The following is a 14665-nucleotide window of genomic DNA, read 5'->3' on the forward strand; positions in this document are numbered from 1 at the left end:
GTATCCAACATCTTAGCAGATCAAGTGATCAATGCACCGGCACAATCGGACCGGCATTCCTCAGACGCCCCAGGTGTCGGACAGACGGTAGCCCCCGGGCCATGGGTCATCGGGGTCTAACATATGTTGGTGGATACCTGTGATCCAACCTCGGCCACCGATTTCAGGGATGATCGCGTCACGACCACCGACCGTAGCCTTGCCCAGAATGCGACCGGTAAAGCTGGACCCGATGATCGAAGTTGCCTCGAAGGTTTGACCGGGCGCCACTATCCCTTTGGCCGCCATCAACGCCATGCGTGCGGAAACTGCCGTACCTGTCGGCGAGCGATCCACCTTGCCCGGCTGGATTGCCACAGCAGATTTGCTGGTCAACCCGATCTCTGTAGACGACAGAGGCCCGCAAAATGCGCAGAACGAGATATGGTTCCAATCCGGGTTTTCGGGATGCGAGAACCCAAGTTGTTCGTTGGCCGCATTGGTTATGCGCACGCCCGTCCGGGCAATGTCGCGCGCTTCGTGTTCAGCGATCTCAAACCCCAGCGCCTGCGCATCGACCACGACGAAACTGTCGCCCCCATATGCCGTGTCGACTGTGAGTGTGCCCAGGCCCGGAACCTCCAACGGGACCGAGAATTTATCCGCAAAGCTAGGCAAGTTCTGCACAAAGATACGTTGTGCCTTGCCTTCACGACATTCTGCCCGCACTCGCACCAACCCTCCAGGCGCTTCAAGCACCATTCGGGTCTCGGGTTCGCGCATGGGAATGATCCCCCCATCCAACAACACCGTTGCAACACAGATCGAGTTTGATCCAGACATCGGCGGCGTGTCTTCCGGCTCCATGATAATCCAGGCGGCATCAGCCTCGGGATGCTTGGGCGGCACCAGTAGATTAACATGCCGGAACACACCGCCACGGGGCTCGTTCAGCACGAAATTGCGCAGGGCTTGGTCCAGAGCAATAAAACTGCGCTGATCCCAGAGTGTCTCTCCCGGCGGCGGGGCCACGCCGCCTACGATGACATCCCCCACCTCTCCTTCTGCATGGGCAGAAATAACGTGAATCGTTTTGCTGCTGCGCATCTGTCCCTCAATCCTACCAAGCGGCGAGTTGACCTAAAGTGTCGCAAATCGAGGCGTCCTTCGGATCAGAAACGCGTCGACGCGTAAGGCCGCATATCAATCATCGGTTCACTGCCCATGGCCAGATCAGCGATCAGCTCAGCTGTGCCCGCCGATTGGGTCAGCCCCAGATGGCCATGCCCAAAGCCGTAAAGAACCTGCGGAGAACGGGCCGAACGATCAATGACCGGAAGGCTATCCGGCAGCGACGGGCGAAAACCCATCCATTGCGTGCCACCGTCTGTGTTCAAGCCCGGCATGAAGCGTTTTGCCTTGTTCAGCAACGTCTTTGCCCGCTTGAAGTTGGGCGCCAGTTGCAGCCCCCCCAGCTCGACCGCGCCACCAACGCGCACACCGCCATTGATACGTGACACGACAAAGCCATGCCCGCCAAAAGTCAGATGCGTCCGCAGATCAAAGGCCCCTTCGGGTAGAGTCGTGTTGTATCCGCGCTCGGTCTCCAACGGGATGCGATCTCCCAGGGTTGCGGCCAATCGGTGCGACCATGCGCCTGCACAGACAACGACTTGCCCCGCTGTCAGCTCCCCCGTGCTGGCTGTCACCCTTACTCCGGCTTCAATGGGTGTCAGCGCAGAAACACCCGCAATCTCGATCTGCCCTCCGCGCGATGTGAACTGTTTGGCCAAATGGCTGGTCCAGAGGGCCGGGTCTATGGTGTTCAACCAGGTTGGCGTGAACCCTGCATGGGTGAATCTGCGATCCAGACCCGGCTGAATCTCCGCGATCGCCTCCGGGTTCTCAAGCAGGTCAAAAGGAATACCGTGTTCTTTGCGCAGCTCCCATGTGGGCAGGCTGGACCGAAACTCGGCCTCGCTTTCGAACAGCTGCAACTGACCATCGCGCTGGATGAATGCCTCACCGCCTACATCTGCAACCTGACGCTCCAAAGCGGCACGACAGTGGTTCATCAACTCTGCCTGCGCATTTAGCGACGCGATATAACGATCCCGCCAACTGGCCCGCCAAAACCGCAGCATCCATGGAACTATATTCAGCGCGTAGGAAGGCGGGATCGACAACGGCCCAAGCGGGTCAATCAGCCACTTCGGCGCCTTGCGCATGATCCCCGGCGTGGCCAGCGGCTCGATTTCAGTAAAGGCAAACGCCCCGGCATTGCCTTGCGAGGCCCCTGCCCCAACCCCTTCCCGATCCAGCACCAACACCTGTTTGCCGCGTTTTTGCAATGCCAGTGCCGTGCTGATCCCGATCAGGCCTGCTCCGATCACAATAATATCCGGTTGAATGCTAGACTGCATGGTTGAGTGCTTTCACATTGCGTTTCCCATAGGGTCAGATTGCTCTGCCCCGAAAGAGCCTATCAAAAGGATATGCCTGCCCGAAACGGGTCTTCTTGCGCGAAAATCAACTTACCTTCCCCCATGACATGGGCCTGCCCGGTCAGGCTGGGAATGACGCCGCCATTTGCGCCCGGTTGATAGCTCAGCCGATAAGGGCTGCCGATAACGCTTTCCTGCACGATCTCTTCACCCGGCGCCAATACCCCATCGGCCGCAAGGCAAGCCAGGCGGGCGGAACTGCCAGTTCCACAGGGCGAACGGTCATATTCATCATCGGGACACAGCACAAAATTACGGCTGTGGATACCTGCGATATCGGATTGCCCCTGCAACACCACATGGTCCACAAGCTCACCTTTTTCGCCCGTCACACCTTGCGCGATGCACGCTTTACGAATGGCGATCGCCAGATCGCTCAGGTCACGGATGTTGCGCGGCTCCACAGCGACTGGACTTGGGTCAACGATAAAGAACCAGTTCCCGCCATAGGCCAAATCACCAGTCACCTGCCCATGGCCCGCAACTTCAACCGCAACAGAGGCCCGCACCCGGCCACTTTCAACATTGGTGACACGCACGGTATTTGCATCTAACAGGTCAACCGAAATCAGACCGGCCGGGGTTTCAAGAATGTGCCTGCCTGGGGCGATCCGGCCCTGATAGGCCAGCGTAACAGCCAGCCCAATAGTGCCATGGCCGCACATGCCCAGAACCGCATCAGAGTCGAAATAGATCACACCTGTTTCACTACCCGGGTCCTGCGGATCAACCAGCAGCGCCCCAACCATCCCAGGCTGACCGCGCGGCTCCAGGAGAACGGATTTGTAGAACGCCTCATGCTCGGTCGCCAGACGGTGGGCACGTTCAGCCAGAGACCCTGAACCCAGATCAGGGCCACCATCCAGGATTACACGTGTGGGCATCCCGCCTGTGTGGCTGTCGATCACATGCATTCAGCGATGATCCCGCCCTGTTTGGACCAATCTTTGAACCAAGCGCGGAACAGGGCATATTGCTGTTCGCAATAGTTGCGTTGCGCGTCCGTCAATTCGTCTGTTTCATTGAAATGCAAGCGGTATTCCTCTTCACCGTTTAGCACCAGAAGGTATTTGTAGTAGAGCACCAGATCTGTGCCTTCGTCAAAGCTGGCCAGCACTCCAAAAGCCTCTTCCAGTTCCAGCGCACGCTGACGCGCCTCGGCATGACCTACGGCTGCCTTTTGGCATAGCGCCGCCAGCAACAGCGCCTCGCGCGGTAAGGCTGTGCCAATGCCTGTAATCGAACCGGTTGCACCGCAATTGACGAAGCCATGGTAAACCTCGGTGTCCACACCAACCATCAAAGTGACCTGATCATCTTTGGATGTGATGTGTTCTGCTGCATAACGCAGATCGCATTTGCCGCCGAATTCCTTGAATCCCACAAGGCTGGGGTGTTCAGAGCGCAGTTCCAGAAACAGATCGGCACGGGTTGCAAAGCCATAGACCGGGCTGTTGTAGATAATTGCAGGTATATCCGGAGCCGCTGACAGGATCGCCTTAAAATGGTTCCTCTGTGCCGCAATCGACGAGCCGCGCGACAGCACGCGCGGGATCACCATAAGCCCGGCCGCCCCGACTTTTTGCGCATGTGCCGCCAGAGCAACCGCAGATTTGGAATTGATCGCACCAGTTCCGACGACAACGGGCAGCCCGGCGTCGATCAAACGCTCAACCCCTTCCATGCGCTCGGCATCAGACAGCAACGGCCAATCGCCCATCGAACCGCAATACACAACAGCCGACATTCCAGCCGCGATCATTTCCTTGCCCTTTTTCACCAGCGCATCAAAATCCGGTGTCCGATCCGGTTCGCACGGGGTCATCAGGGCCGGCATCGTGCCGGTAAAAATGTTCTGGGACATGAACGTAACCTTCCTTAACGTGTCGTTTGGCCAATCTGCTTAGCGCACATTGGCCAGTAATTTGCGTGTATTCTCGGACTGTGCATTAGCAAAGATCTGACCGGGTGGGCCAATCTCTTCCATTACGCCCTGATGGAAAAAAGCAACCTTGCCCGACACATCCCGTGCGAAACCCATCTCATGTGTCACACAGATCATCGTCCTGCCTTCTTCGGCCAAAAGACGTATGGTATCGAGAACCTCACCCACCAATTCAGGATCAAGGGCCGAGGTCGCCTCGTCAAACAGCATGTATTCCGGCTCCATCGCTAAGGCCCGCGCGATGGCCAGGCGCTGCTGCTGACCGCTTGATAGGGCCGACGGGTAAACGTTGAGCTTTTCGCCTGCCTCATTATGCCAGTGCAGCAGTTTTATCTTGCATAATGTATCCATTATACATTTCTAACTGTCAACAAGGAATGGCATTATCGGATTTTGGCGCATCAGACAGGCAAATATCTTTGTGCGGGCGCTAAACTTGGGAAAGCAAAGAAGCGGAAAAGAATGGCTCAGATACACCAATACTGCTCAAAAGCAGGAACCGAACTCAGAGCCGCACCGATGATCGCTCAGATCAACTTGACCTGAGATAGTGTCATCAACGATGCGCACTGTTCGGCTTAGGACCAGTTGTGGATTGACTTCACCCAATCCGAAAACGCACGCACCTCGTCACGTCTTTCCGCCCCCTCACGTTCGACAATGAAATGAGCCGGTCGGATCGCAAGCTTTTCTGGAATCGGCCTTACGACGGCGCCGCGATCAAGAAACGCGCTGGCAAAGCTTTCGACAACAATGGCCGTCCCGTAGCCGGAACTTACAAATTGCAAAGCCATCAACGACGAATCAAAGCGCGTCACCTTTTGCGGAACCGGCGAGGTTAAGCCCAACTGTTCCATCAGCTGCGGCCAATCTGTTTCGGAGCCATGGATGGTTGTGATGTGATCGGCTGCAAGCTGATCAAAGGTGGGCGCGTTTCCAAACCGCGCAAGATGGTCCCTGTGGCAGACGGGTATGGCATATTCATGGCCTAGATGCGTAACGTGACCGTCTGCCCAATCGCCATGGCCGAACCGGATGTCGACATCCCCTAAACCCTGCTGAAAACGGCCTGCCCAGACAAAGGTTGAAAGCTCAACATCAATGTCTGGATGTTCGGCTAGAAATTCGTTCAGGCGGGGCGCAATGACGAGGGTGGCATATGAGATCGAGGCCCTGACCTTGATCTGTCGCTTCCTGGCAGCACCAAACAACCCGGCTGTAGCGGTGCGCATGTCGGCAAGGCTTTGACGCACCGGTTGCGCATAGGCTTCGCCCATATCGGTGAGTGCAACACCACGCGGCAAGCGTTCGAACAGAGTGGTCTTCAGGTGATCTTCCAACAAACGCATCTGCTGGCTGACAGCGGCAGGGGTCAGGCCCAGCTCGTCAGCCGCAGCAGAAAAACTGGCAAGCCGAGCGGCAGCCTCGAAGGTTCGCAGCCAAGTTGGATGAGGCAGGTCCATGTCACATAACCGTTAAGTAAATTTTAGCCTATATCCTAAAATCCATTGTTTGATTTAACAATACTTCTGCCAGAAAGATGCCCCCAAGGATCGTGGATGCCAGTTGCGCGCCGCGAAAGGGAGGCAGGTTGTCACGATGGACAGCTACGATTTCATCATTATTGGCGCCGGGTCTGCGGGCTGCGTTTTGGCCGATAAACTAACAGCTTGCGGAGGTCACAAGGTCTTGCTGATCGAAGCGGGCGGATCGGATCGTCGTTTCTGGATCAAAATGCCATTGGGCTATGGCAAAACCTATGATGACCCAAAGGTCAACTGGTGCTACACAGCCGCATCTGATCCGGGCTTGAACCAGCGACGGGCCTTTTGGCCGCGCGGGCGTGTGATCGGCGGGTCAAGCTCGATCAATGCAATGGCCTATGTTCAGGGCTTGCCGCATGACTATGACGATTGGGAATATGCAGGTGCTAAGGGATGGAATTGGGCCGCTGTTTCAGAAACCTTTGCCGCGCTCGAAACGCAGCATACCGAGACGGGTGATACCGGAAACGGCCCAATTCACGTCTCTGATCTGAGCCAAAAGATGCATCCGTTTTCGAACCACTTTCTGGCCGCGTCGCGACAGGCGGGCTGGCCCATTCTGGATCATCTGAACGGGTCAGCGCGCGAGGGCATGGCGCGCCTACGCAGCACCGTCAGAAACGGCAGGCGCTGGTCGGCAGCAGACGCGTTTTTGCATAAGGCCCGAGGCCGAACCAATCTGCACATTGTCACTGACGCTCTGGTCGAACGGATAGCCATCAAAAACGGTACCGCAACAGGGGTCACGTATCGACAGGGCGACTGCAGCATCGTGGCGCACGCCGCGTGTGAAGTAATCGTCTGCGCCGGGGCCGTGAACTCGCCGCAGATCCTGCAGCGGTCGGGCATCGGCCCTGTAGCATTGCTGAAAAAGCACGGTATCGATGTGCAGCATCAACTTGAGCAGGTGGGTCAGGGTTTGCAGGATCATCTGGCAGTCTCTTATCAGTTTCAGGCCACTGAGCCGACACTGAACAATCGCTTGGGCAACTGGCCAGGCAAGATCATTGCCGGGGCGCAATATGCTTTGATGCGGCAAGGCCCCCTGGCCGTACCCATCAATCAGGTCAGCGGCTTTGTGCGGTCCGGGCGCAACAGGCACGCCGATTTGCAGATGTATTGCAATCCGATGTCCTATCGCGTGAATGCCGCCGGAAAGCCCGATGTGGACAAGAAGGCCGGCTTTTTGATCTGCGCGCAGCCCTGCCGCCCCACGAGCCGTGGCGCGGTTCTGATCACATCAGCGGACCCGAATAAAGCGCCCGAAATCCGGCCACACTCGCTGTCGACGAATGAAGATTGCGTCATGGCAATCGCCGCAGGGCGCAATATCCAGAAGCTCGCGAACACGCCTGCGATCCGTGCTGTAATCCGCGACCGGGCCGAACTCACGGAATGTTCCGATGACGCGTTGCTAAAGGATTTCCAAGCACGCGCCAATTCGGTGTATCACGCCAGTTGCACCTGCCGGATGGGGAACTCGGCCGCAGATTCAGTTCTCGACTCGCGCCTGCGGGTCCATGGCATGACCGGGCTGCGCGTGATCGATGCGTCTTCGTTTCCAAACATCACCTCTGGCAACACCAACGCGCCTGTCATGATGCTGGCCGCGCGCGGGGCCGAGATGATCCTGGCAGATGCAAAAATCTCGGGCGTGCACAGGCGCCCGGCATGAAACGCGATCGGCCGACAGGCGCACCAACGCAGGACCAAGGTCTTTCGAAAGGCAAAATCAATATGAAAAACCTGAACACCCACTATATCGACGGTGCCTGGGTCGCACCCCTGTCGAGCACAGGCTTCCCGATCAGGAACCCGGCAAATGACTCTGTGATCGGCACGGTTGCGCTGGGATCGGCTGCGGATGTAGACCGCGCTGTAGCCGCCGCGTCGCGTGCCTTTGCAACCTTCTCGAGAACCTCCAAGGCCGAAAGGCTTGCCTTGCTGGAGCGTTTGCTAGAGGTCTACACCGCACGTCTTGAGGACATGTCTTGGGCCATCACAAGCGAGATGGGCGCACCTATCGATATGTCACGCCAAGAGCAGGCAGGCTGCGGGATCGAGCACATCAAGGATTTCATCCGTGTGCTCAAAGACCACGACGCGCGCGAAACTCTGCCCAGTGGTGATGTACTGTATCGAGAGCCGATTGGCGTTTGTGGTCTGATCACGCCCTGGAACTGGCCGATCAGCCAGATCGCCCTTAAGGTCCTGCCTGCGCTTGCCGTCGGGGCCACCTGCGTGTTGAAACCTTCGGAACACACGCCCCTATCCGCCGCGATCTTTGCCGAGATCGTTCATGAGGCCGGTTACCCTGCGGGCGTTTTCAATCTTGTGTTTGGCGATGGGGCCGAAGTCGGCTCTGCAATGTCGCGGCATCCGGACATCGCAATGATGTCCTTCACCGGCTCGACCCGCGCGGGCATCCTGGTGTCGAAAGACGCCGCAGATACAGTCAAACGCGTGGCGCTGGAACTGGGAGGCAAATCCCCCAATCTGGTCTTTGCTGACAATGGCGCCGATCTGAAAGCGCGCGTCGAAGCGTCTGTTATCAGCTGCTTCCATAACACTGGCCAATCCTGCAACGCCCCAACACGGATGATTGTCGAACGCATCTGCTATGATGAGGTCGTTAACATCGCCGCTGCGGCGGCACAGGCGCAGACGGTGGGGGACCCGGCCCAGCCCGGCGATCATATCGGTCCGCTTTTTGATCAGATCCAATATGACCGCGTGCAGCGGATGATCCAGATCGGCATTGACGAAGGCGCGCGCCTGATTTCCGGTGGCCTCGGCAAACCGGATGGATTTGAAAGCGGTTGGTATGCGCAGCCCACGATTTTCGCAGATGTGACAAACCAGATGGCCATCGCGCGAGAAGAGATTTTTGGCCCGGTTCTCGTCCTGATCCCGTTCGAGACCGAGGACGAGGCCATTCAGATTGCCAATGACACTGTCTATGGCCTGGCGGCTTACGTTCAGACGGGCGACGCCGAACGTGCCGAACGTGTCTGTGCCGCATTGCAGGCAGGTACTGTCACCATAAACGGACAAAGCACAAACTATGGCTCGCCATTCGGTGGGTACAAACAATCCGGAAACGGACGTGAAGGCGGGACCTTCGGGCTTGAAGACTATCTGGAACTGAAGGTCCGGGGTGGGCTTGGCCTGCCTGTCTAACCCATACGCAACAGGCCAGCCCCCGGCACTTTCCGCTTAGGGGGCTGGCTTAAATCGCCGAACACAGCTTGCGGGCAACTTCGGTCAAAGAAACTTTTTTGCTTGGGAGGAAGCAATATGTCCGACATGGACCTCAACCTGGCTCTAGAGCCAAGCCCCGCAAGTGACACGCCGCAAAACCCTTGGTTTGCGTTTCGTGATGATGCCCCGATTGAGGGCGGTTTCGACCCCAAATTCGGAGATGTCACCTGGAGAACACTGATCTGCAAAGATCGAATGAACTCGGACGATATCGTGCTGGGCACAGCCCATCTTCCGGCGTTCGGTCGCTTGCCGCTTCATCGTCACGATCCGGCCGAGTTCTACTATTTCATTTCGGGCCACGGCGAAGTTACCATCGAAGGCAAAGCAACCGCTGTATACCCGGGCATGGCGGTATTCGTTCCCGCTGGGGCCGAACATGGCGTGACCGCCAGCGATGAAAGCCTTGAGTTTGTCTATGGCTTCGCCCAGCATCGTTTTGGCGATGTGGTCTACAACTTCTCAGAACAACAGGACGCAAAACAATGAAAATCGGATTTATCGGCCTTGGCAATGTCGGTGGCAAGCTGAGCGGCAGCCTGATCCGCAATGGGCGCGATGTGATGGTCCACGACCTGAACGCCGAATTCGTAGCTGAAAAAGTTGCGCAGGGCGCGACAGCCGGGGCCAACCCGGCTCAGATGATGCGGGAGTGTGACGTGGTCATCACGTGCCTGCCATCGCCTGCGGCCTGCGAAACCGTGCTGCAACAGATGCTGCCCGAGGTACGCGAAGGAAAGATCTGGATGGAGATGTCCACCACCGATCAGGCCGAGGCTGTTCGTCTGGGAAATCTTGTCATCGCAGCCGGAGGGGCTGCGGTGGACTGCCCGGTTTCGGGTGGCTGCCATCGCGCAGATACAGGCAATATCTCGATCTTTGCGGGCTGTGATCGCGTCACGTTCGAAAGGGTTCTGCCCTTGCTGACAACCCTTGGTCGCCGCGTGCTGCACACGGGAGAGTTGGGTTCGGCCTCGATGCTTAAGGTGCTGACCAACTATCTGGCCACCGTTCATCTGGTGGCCAATGCCGAGGCGCTGGTCGTGGCCAAAGCCGCCGGGATGAACCTCAACACCGCCTATGAGGCCATCGCGATATCGTCTGGCAACTCCTTTAGTCACGTAACCGAGAGCCAGGTCATCCTGAACGGGTCGCGTGATATCTCATTCACTATGGACCTTGTGAAAAAGGATATCGGGCTGTTTCAGGAGATTGCCGAGCGCAACAATGTGCCACTGGAAATCTCGCCGCTGATCTGCAAAATCTTCGACGATGGCATCGCGCGCTACGGCGACCGAGAGCTTTCGCCAAACATTATCCGCCGTTTGGAAGACGCAACTAGCCTGGACATCCGCGCCCCTGGCTTCCCAGCCGAGATGACAGATGATGAGCCTGAGGAACCCGGCTACGAGGTCACGCCAACCGGACTGGGACGTTAAAAACGAGCAGGAGCTTGGTTCAATCAACCGATGGATTGGTCCATGTCGATGGCTGAAACGGTCGCTCAAGAGCGCGTTCCACAAGGCTCAGGTGGTCCTGCCCATAAAACGGGTCGCCTTCCACGATATAGGTTGGTGACCCAAAGACGTAGCAAGCTCGCGCCCAGGCCGAGTTATCGCGCAGTTTTTGTTGGACCTGCTCCGATCCGGCCTGATCCAGCAGCGTGGTTGGATTGTGACCCAACTCTGCCGCCACGGCCGCAAGCGTCCCGGCATCGGAAAGGTCTGCGTCGTCGCGCCAATGGGCCTCGAGCAGTCTATGAGCCATGGCGTCAGTCTCCGGCCCTGTCTCACCCAGCGCGATGATTATACCAGATGCCAAGCTGTAGTCCGCATCGTGATATGTCGGCCTGAACCGGATAACCGGGACATCGCGATACTCGGCCCAGCGTTCGATTTCACGCCCGAAGAAGTAATCCACATGAGCCTGCGTGCGCGCATGGAAAGGCAAACTTCCCTGCGCCTCAACTACTGGTGACAACAGGACCGGCTTGTGGATTAGAGTGACATCGTACTTGGCGCATATTCGGGCAAGTTCGGCAGAGCCCAGATAGGCAAAGGCGGAATGTGCGGAATAGACATATTCGATTACTGACATATCGCTTTTATGTGGAAAGCCCACGGAAATGTATAGCGCGATTGCGCGTGGCGTTTCTACGCGGACGCGCAGATCTAAAGATGAGGCTGCTATAGTTAGACGAAACCCGAATATTGGCCCCCATTAGACTTGCGCCTAAAGCTTTCGAATACCGTGGACTGTCAGGGTGCAGACGAGGTCAGCATATTCGGTACGCGCCTTGGTTCCGGCCCCGGTGTTCCACATGTAGTACCAGTTGAGCATCCCGAAGACCGACATGGTGGCGCCGCGCAGTTTTTCTTTGTCATCACGCAAGGTCTCTGGGGACAGCTCCGTCAGGAGCTCGCGGATAAAGCTCACCATATCCAGCTGGTAGGCACGCAGTGTTTTCTGCTGGTCTTGGGTCAAGGACCCCATGCCGCTGATCTGCACGCGATGTTCGTCATCGGCCCCTTGATAGGCATACAGGATTTCGCGCACCGCCTTGCGGAGTTTTTCCTCGGGGGTAAGCCCGCCTAGCTCGACACTGCAGATGCGATCACGCAGCTCGCGAAGATAAGTTTCAAGGATGTCATAGAGAATGGCATCCTTGCTATCATAGTAGTGGTATATATTCGCCTTTGATATCCCGCATTCTTTTGCCAGCAAAGTCATGGAGGCGCGGTCAAATCCCTGATCCGCAAAAATCTTTGCAGCGCGTTTCAGGATCTGTTCCCGCTTCTGGTCATGGTCTTTGGCGATTGTTCGGGCCATGGCCTATTCCTTGTCGCGGTTGTCGATGATGCGCTTTGCCTTGCCCTGAGAGCGTTCGACCTCGCCGGGATCACCTACAACAATTTCTGTTGAGACACCAACCATGTCCTTGATGCGCTTTGTCAGCATACGGGCCGCTGCCGTTTTGGACATTTCATCTGTCGACCCCTCAGTTGCCTCGACAAACACCCGCATCGCATCCATGCGACCGGATTTGTACAGCTCGATCTGATAGTGAGGGGCCAGACCGCCTGTCGCCATGACTTGCTCTTCGATCTGGCTGGGGAACACGTTGACACCCCGCAGGATCATCATGTCATCACTGCGCCCGGTGATCTTGGCCATCCGCCGCATTGAACGTGCTGTTCCGGGCAAAAGACAGGTCAGATCGCGCGTGCGATAGCGGATCATCGGCAGCCCTTCTTTGGTCAATGTGGTAAAGACCAGTTCGCCCGTTTCGCCATCTGGCAGCACCTCTCCAGTCGCAGGGTCGATGATCTCGGGCAGGAAGTGATCTTCCCAGATCACCGGGCCATCCTTTGTTTCAACACATTCGCTGGCCACGCCAGGCCCCATGATTTCGGACAGGCCATAGATGTCCACTGCATGCATATCGAATGCGGCTTCGACCTCAGCGCGCATGGCATCGGTCCAGGGTTCCGCGCCGAAGATACCAACCTTGAGAGAGCTTTGCCGGGGGTCGAGCCCCGCTTTGTGAAACTGTTCAAGGATATTGAGCATGTATGACGGGGTCACCATGATCGCGTCGGGTTGGAAATCGGTGATCAAGCCGACCTGTTTTTCGGTTTGCCCGCCGCTCATCGGCACAACGGTCGCGCCCAGCCGTTCGATCCCATAATGGGCCCCCAGACCACCGGTAAACAGGCCATAGCCATAGGCGTTATGGATCATATCGCCTTTTCGCAAACCTGCGGCGCGCAGCGAACGCGCAACCAGATCCGCCCAATTGTCGATATCCCGTTGGGTATAGCCCACGACAGTTGGTTTTCCGGTCGTGCCGGATGACGCATGCAGCCGGATCACGTCTGAACGTGGCACCGCAAAAAGACCAAACGGGTAGTTGTCGCGCAGATCGTTCTTATAGGTGAACGGGAATTTCGACAGGTCCGAGAGGTGCCGCAGATCATCGGGATGCACGCCCGCCTCGTCAAAACGCTGCTTGTACATCGCGACGTTGTCATAGGCATGTCGAACGGACCATTTCAGGCGTTCAAGTTGTGTTGCACGGATTTCATCAATCGAGGCAATTTCTATCGGATCCAAATCCGCTTTGCTCGGTGAGAGGTCATCCATAGTGTTGCTCCTCCGACGTCGTTCTATTCTTCAAAATTCTGCCCGCCAATTGCACGGGACATACCCCGGAACTCGGCGATTATGGTGTCATCCTGGTTGGTGACGCGCACGTCATACACACCGCTACGACCCGCAATCGTGGTTTCGGTGGCCGTTGCGGTCAACCGGTCACCCAATTGCCCTGGCGCCAGATAGCTCATCATGGTGTGCTGTCCGACCGTCGTCGCATTGCGGCTGTTGCACGCAAATGCAAACGCGCTGTCTGCCAAAGCGTGGGTCACGCCACCATGGCAAATCCCATGCCCGTTGCAATGATGCGGCGCGACGGTCAACGCCAGAACGGCGCGGCCTTCGTCAACTTCGACAAGCTCCATGCCAAACCACTTGCTGGCCGCATCATGGGCCCACATGGCGGCAGCGGATTTGGCTGCGCGTTCTTGAGGGGTCATTGTCATTTGCCCAAAAACCGCGGAGCACGCTTTTCGAGGAAACTGGATACTCCTTCGGCATAATCCGCGCTTTCCCCACAGATTTTCATGGCATCTGCTTCGATTTCAAGATGATCCGAAAGCGTGGTTGTTGCAGCAGCCTGAATGCATTGTTTGGTTTTGCCCAACCCAACGGTTGGGCCATTGGCCAATTGGCTGGTCAAGGAACGCGCTTCGCTCAGCAACTCCTCATCAGGAAGCGCCTTCCATATCAGACCCCATTCCTCCGCTTGGCGTGCGGACAAGGGTTGAGCGGTTAGCGCCAGGCCTTTGGCTCTCGCTTCTCCGACTAGGTGTGGCAAATGCCAACTGCCACCCGTGTCAGGGATCAGACCGACCTTGGCAAAGCTTTGAATGAACTTGGCACTTTCACTGGCGAGGACAATATCGCAGGCCAGTGCCAGATTGGCCCCGGCCCCGGCGGCGACCCCGTTCACTGCACAGACAACGGGAAAATTCAGCGAGCGGATCAAACGCACCAACGGGGCGTAGTATGTCCGGACGCTCACGCTCAGATCAGGGGGACCATCCATTTTCGACGGATCGCGATCTCCAAGGTCCTGGCCGGCGCAAAACCCACGACCCGCGCCTGTCAGCAGGATCGCGCGCGCGCCGCCGTCGCGGGCGGACTTCAGAGCATTCTGTAACGCCTCATGCATCTCGTCATTGAACGCATTCAGCTTGTCGGGCCGATTCAGTGTGATTTCCACCCAATGCCCGTGATTTCCCACTAGAATCGTATCGCTCATGACTGTCCCGTCTGGTGCCCGTTGAATTAAAGCATTGCATTAACCGAACGGT

14 protein-coding genes and 1 pseudogene are annotated in these 14665 nt (G+C 57.1%); 4 read left to right on the forward strand and 11 right to left on the reverse strand.

The window, feature by feature from the left end; all coding sequences use genetic code 11:
* Positions 1-60: 60 nt before the first annotated feature.
* From ACR0DH_RS13465 to ACR0DH_RS13490, 6 genes and pseudogenes are all read right to left on the reverse strand, one after another.
* Positions 61-1086: a trans-3-hydroxy-L-proline dehydratase gene (locus ACR0DH_RS13465; RefSeq protein ID WP_480549810.1), complete on the reverse strand. Its 1026-nt coding sequence runs from the start codon at positions 1084-1086 to the stop codon at positions 61-63.
* 65 nt (positions 1087-1151) lie between these two features.
* The gene (locus ACR0DH_RS13470) at positions 1152-2402 is read right to left on the reverse strand and encodes an NAD(P)/FAD-dependent oxidoreductase (protein WP_480852353.1); all 1251 of its coding nucleotides are present in this window, start codon (positions 2400-2402) and stop codon (positions 1152-1154) included.
* Between the two features lie 62 nt (positions 2403-2464).
* A complete protein-coding gene (locus ACR0DH_RS13475) occupies positions 2465-3397 on the reverse strand; it encodes a 4-hydroxyproline epimerase (RefSeq protein ID WP_480549813.1) in 933 nt (310 codons plus the stop codon).
* Positions 3388-4347, reverse strand: coding sequence for a dihydrodipicolinate synthase family protein (locus tag ACR0DH_RS13480; RefSeq protein WP_480544549.1), 960 nt, complete (start codon positions 4345-4347; stop codon positions 3388-3390). Before ACR0DH_RS13480 ends, ACR0DH_RS13475 begins: the two co-directional genes overlap by 10 nt.
* A 39-nt stretch (positions 4348-4386) precedes the next feature.
* Positions 4387-4713, reverse strand: a pseudogene (locus tag ACR0DH_RS13485) (ATP-binding cassette domain-containing protein); the annotation flags it as partial.
* A 293-nt stretch (positions 4714-5006) separates the two neighbouring features.
* The gene (locus tag ACR0DH_RS13490; RefSeq protein WP_480549815.1) at positions 5007-5891 is read right to left on the reverse strand and encodes a LysR substrate-binding domain-containing protein; all 885 of its coding nucleotides are present in this window, start codon (positions 5889-5891) and stop codon (positions 5007-5009) included.
* 136 nt (positions 5892-6027) lie between these two features.
* On the opposite strand from ACR0DH_RS13490, the gene ACR0DH_RS13495 reads away from it, so the two are divergent.
* The 4 genes from ACR0DH_RS13495 to ACR0DH_RS13510 all read left to right on the forward strand — a co-directional run bounded on the left by ACR0DH_RS13495 (position 6028) and on the right by ACR0DH_RS13510 (position 10672).
* Positions 6028-7647, forward strand: coding sequence for a GMC family oxidoreductase (locus ACR0DH_RS13495; RefSeq protein WP_480549817.1), 1620 nt, complete (start codon positions 6028-6030; stop codon positions 7645-7647).
* Positions 7648-7709: 62 nt separating this feature from the next.
* Positions 7710-9152: an aldehyde dehydrogenase family protein gene (locus tag ACR0DH_RS13500; protein ID WP_480544772.1), complete on the forward strand. Its 1443-nt coding sequence runs from the start codon at positions 7710-7712 to the stop codon at positions 9150-9152.
* Positions 9153-9269: 117 nt separating this feature from the next.
* Positions 9270-9722 carry a cupin domain-containing protein gene (locus ACR0DH_RS13505; RefSeq protein ID WP_480544546.1) on the forward strand — a complete coding sequence of 151 codons (453 nt, stop codon included), beginning with the start codon at positions 9270-9272 and terminating at the stop codon, positions 9720-9722.
* On the forward strand, positions 9719-10672 hold the full coding sequence (locus ACR0DH_RS13510; RefSeq protein WP_480549819.1) for an NAD(P)-dependent oxidoreductase: 954 nt from the start codon (positions 9719-9721) through the stop codon (positions 10670-10672). Before ACR0DH_RS13505 ends, ACR0DH_RS13510 begins: the two co-directional genes overlap by 4 nt.
* A gap of 19 nt (positions 10673-10691) precedes the next feature.
* Here ACR0DH_RS13510 and ACR0DH_RS13515 read toward each other — a convergent pair whose 3' ends face one another.
* The 5 genes from ACR0DH_RS13515 to paaG all read right to left on the reverse strand — a co-directional run bounded on the left by ACR0DH_RS13515 (position 10692) and on the right by paaG (position 14613).
* Positions 10692-11330 (reverse strand): DsbA family protein, encoded by a 639-nt coding sequence (locus tag ACR0DH_RS13515; RefSeq protein ID WP_480549821.1) that lies wholly within the window; start codon positions 11328-11330, stop codon positions 10692-10694.
* 135 nt (positions 11331-11465) lie between these two features.
* Positions 11466-12062 (reverse strand): TetR/AcrR family transcriptional regulator, encoded by a 597-nt coding sequence (locus tag ACR0DH_RS13520; protein WP_480549823.1) that lies wholly within the window; start codon positions 12060-12062, stop codon positions 11466-11468.
* Between the two features lie 3 nt (positions 12063-12065).
* On the reverse strand, positions 12066-13376 hold the full coding sequence (gene paaK / locus ACR0DH_RS13525; RefSeq protein WP_480549825.1) for a phenylacetate--CoA ligase PaaK: 1311 nt from the start codon (positions 13374-13376) through the stop codon (positions 12066-12068).
* Between the two features lie 23 nt (positions 13377-13399).
* On the reverse strand, positions 13400-13825 hold the full coding sequence (paaI, locus tag ACR0DH_RS13530) for a hydroxyphenylacetyl-CoA thioesterase PaaI (RefSeq protein ID WP_480549827.1): 426 nt from the start codon (positions 13823-13825) through the stop codon (positions 13400-13402).
* A 2-nt stretch (positions 13826-13827) separates the two neighbouring features.
* Positions 13828-14613, reverse strand: coding sequence for a 2-(1,2-epoxy-1,2-dihydrophenyl)acetyl-CoA isomerase PaaG (paaG, locus tag ACR0DH_RS13535; RefSeq protein ID WP_480549829.1), 786 nt, complete (start codon positions 14611-14613; stop codon positions 13828-13830).
* Positions 14614-14665 lie beyond the last annotated feature (52 nt).

The organism is Ruegeria sp. I1 (assembly GCF_056532675.1).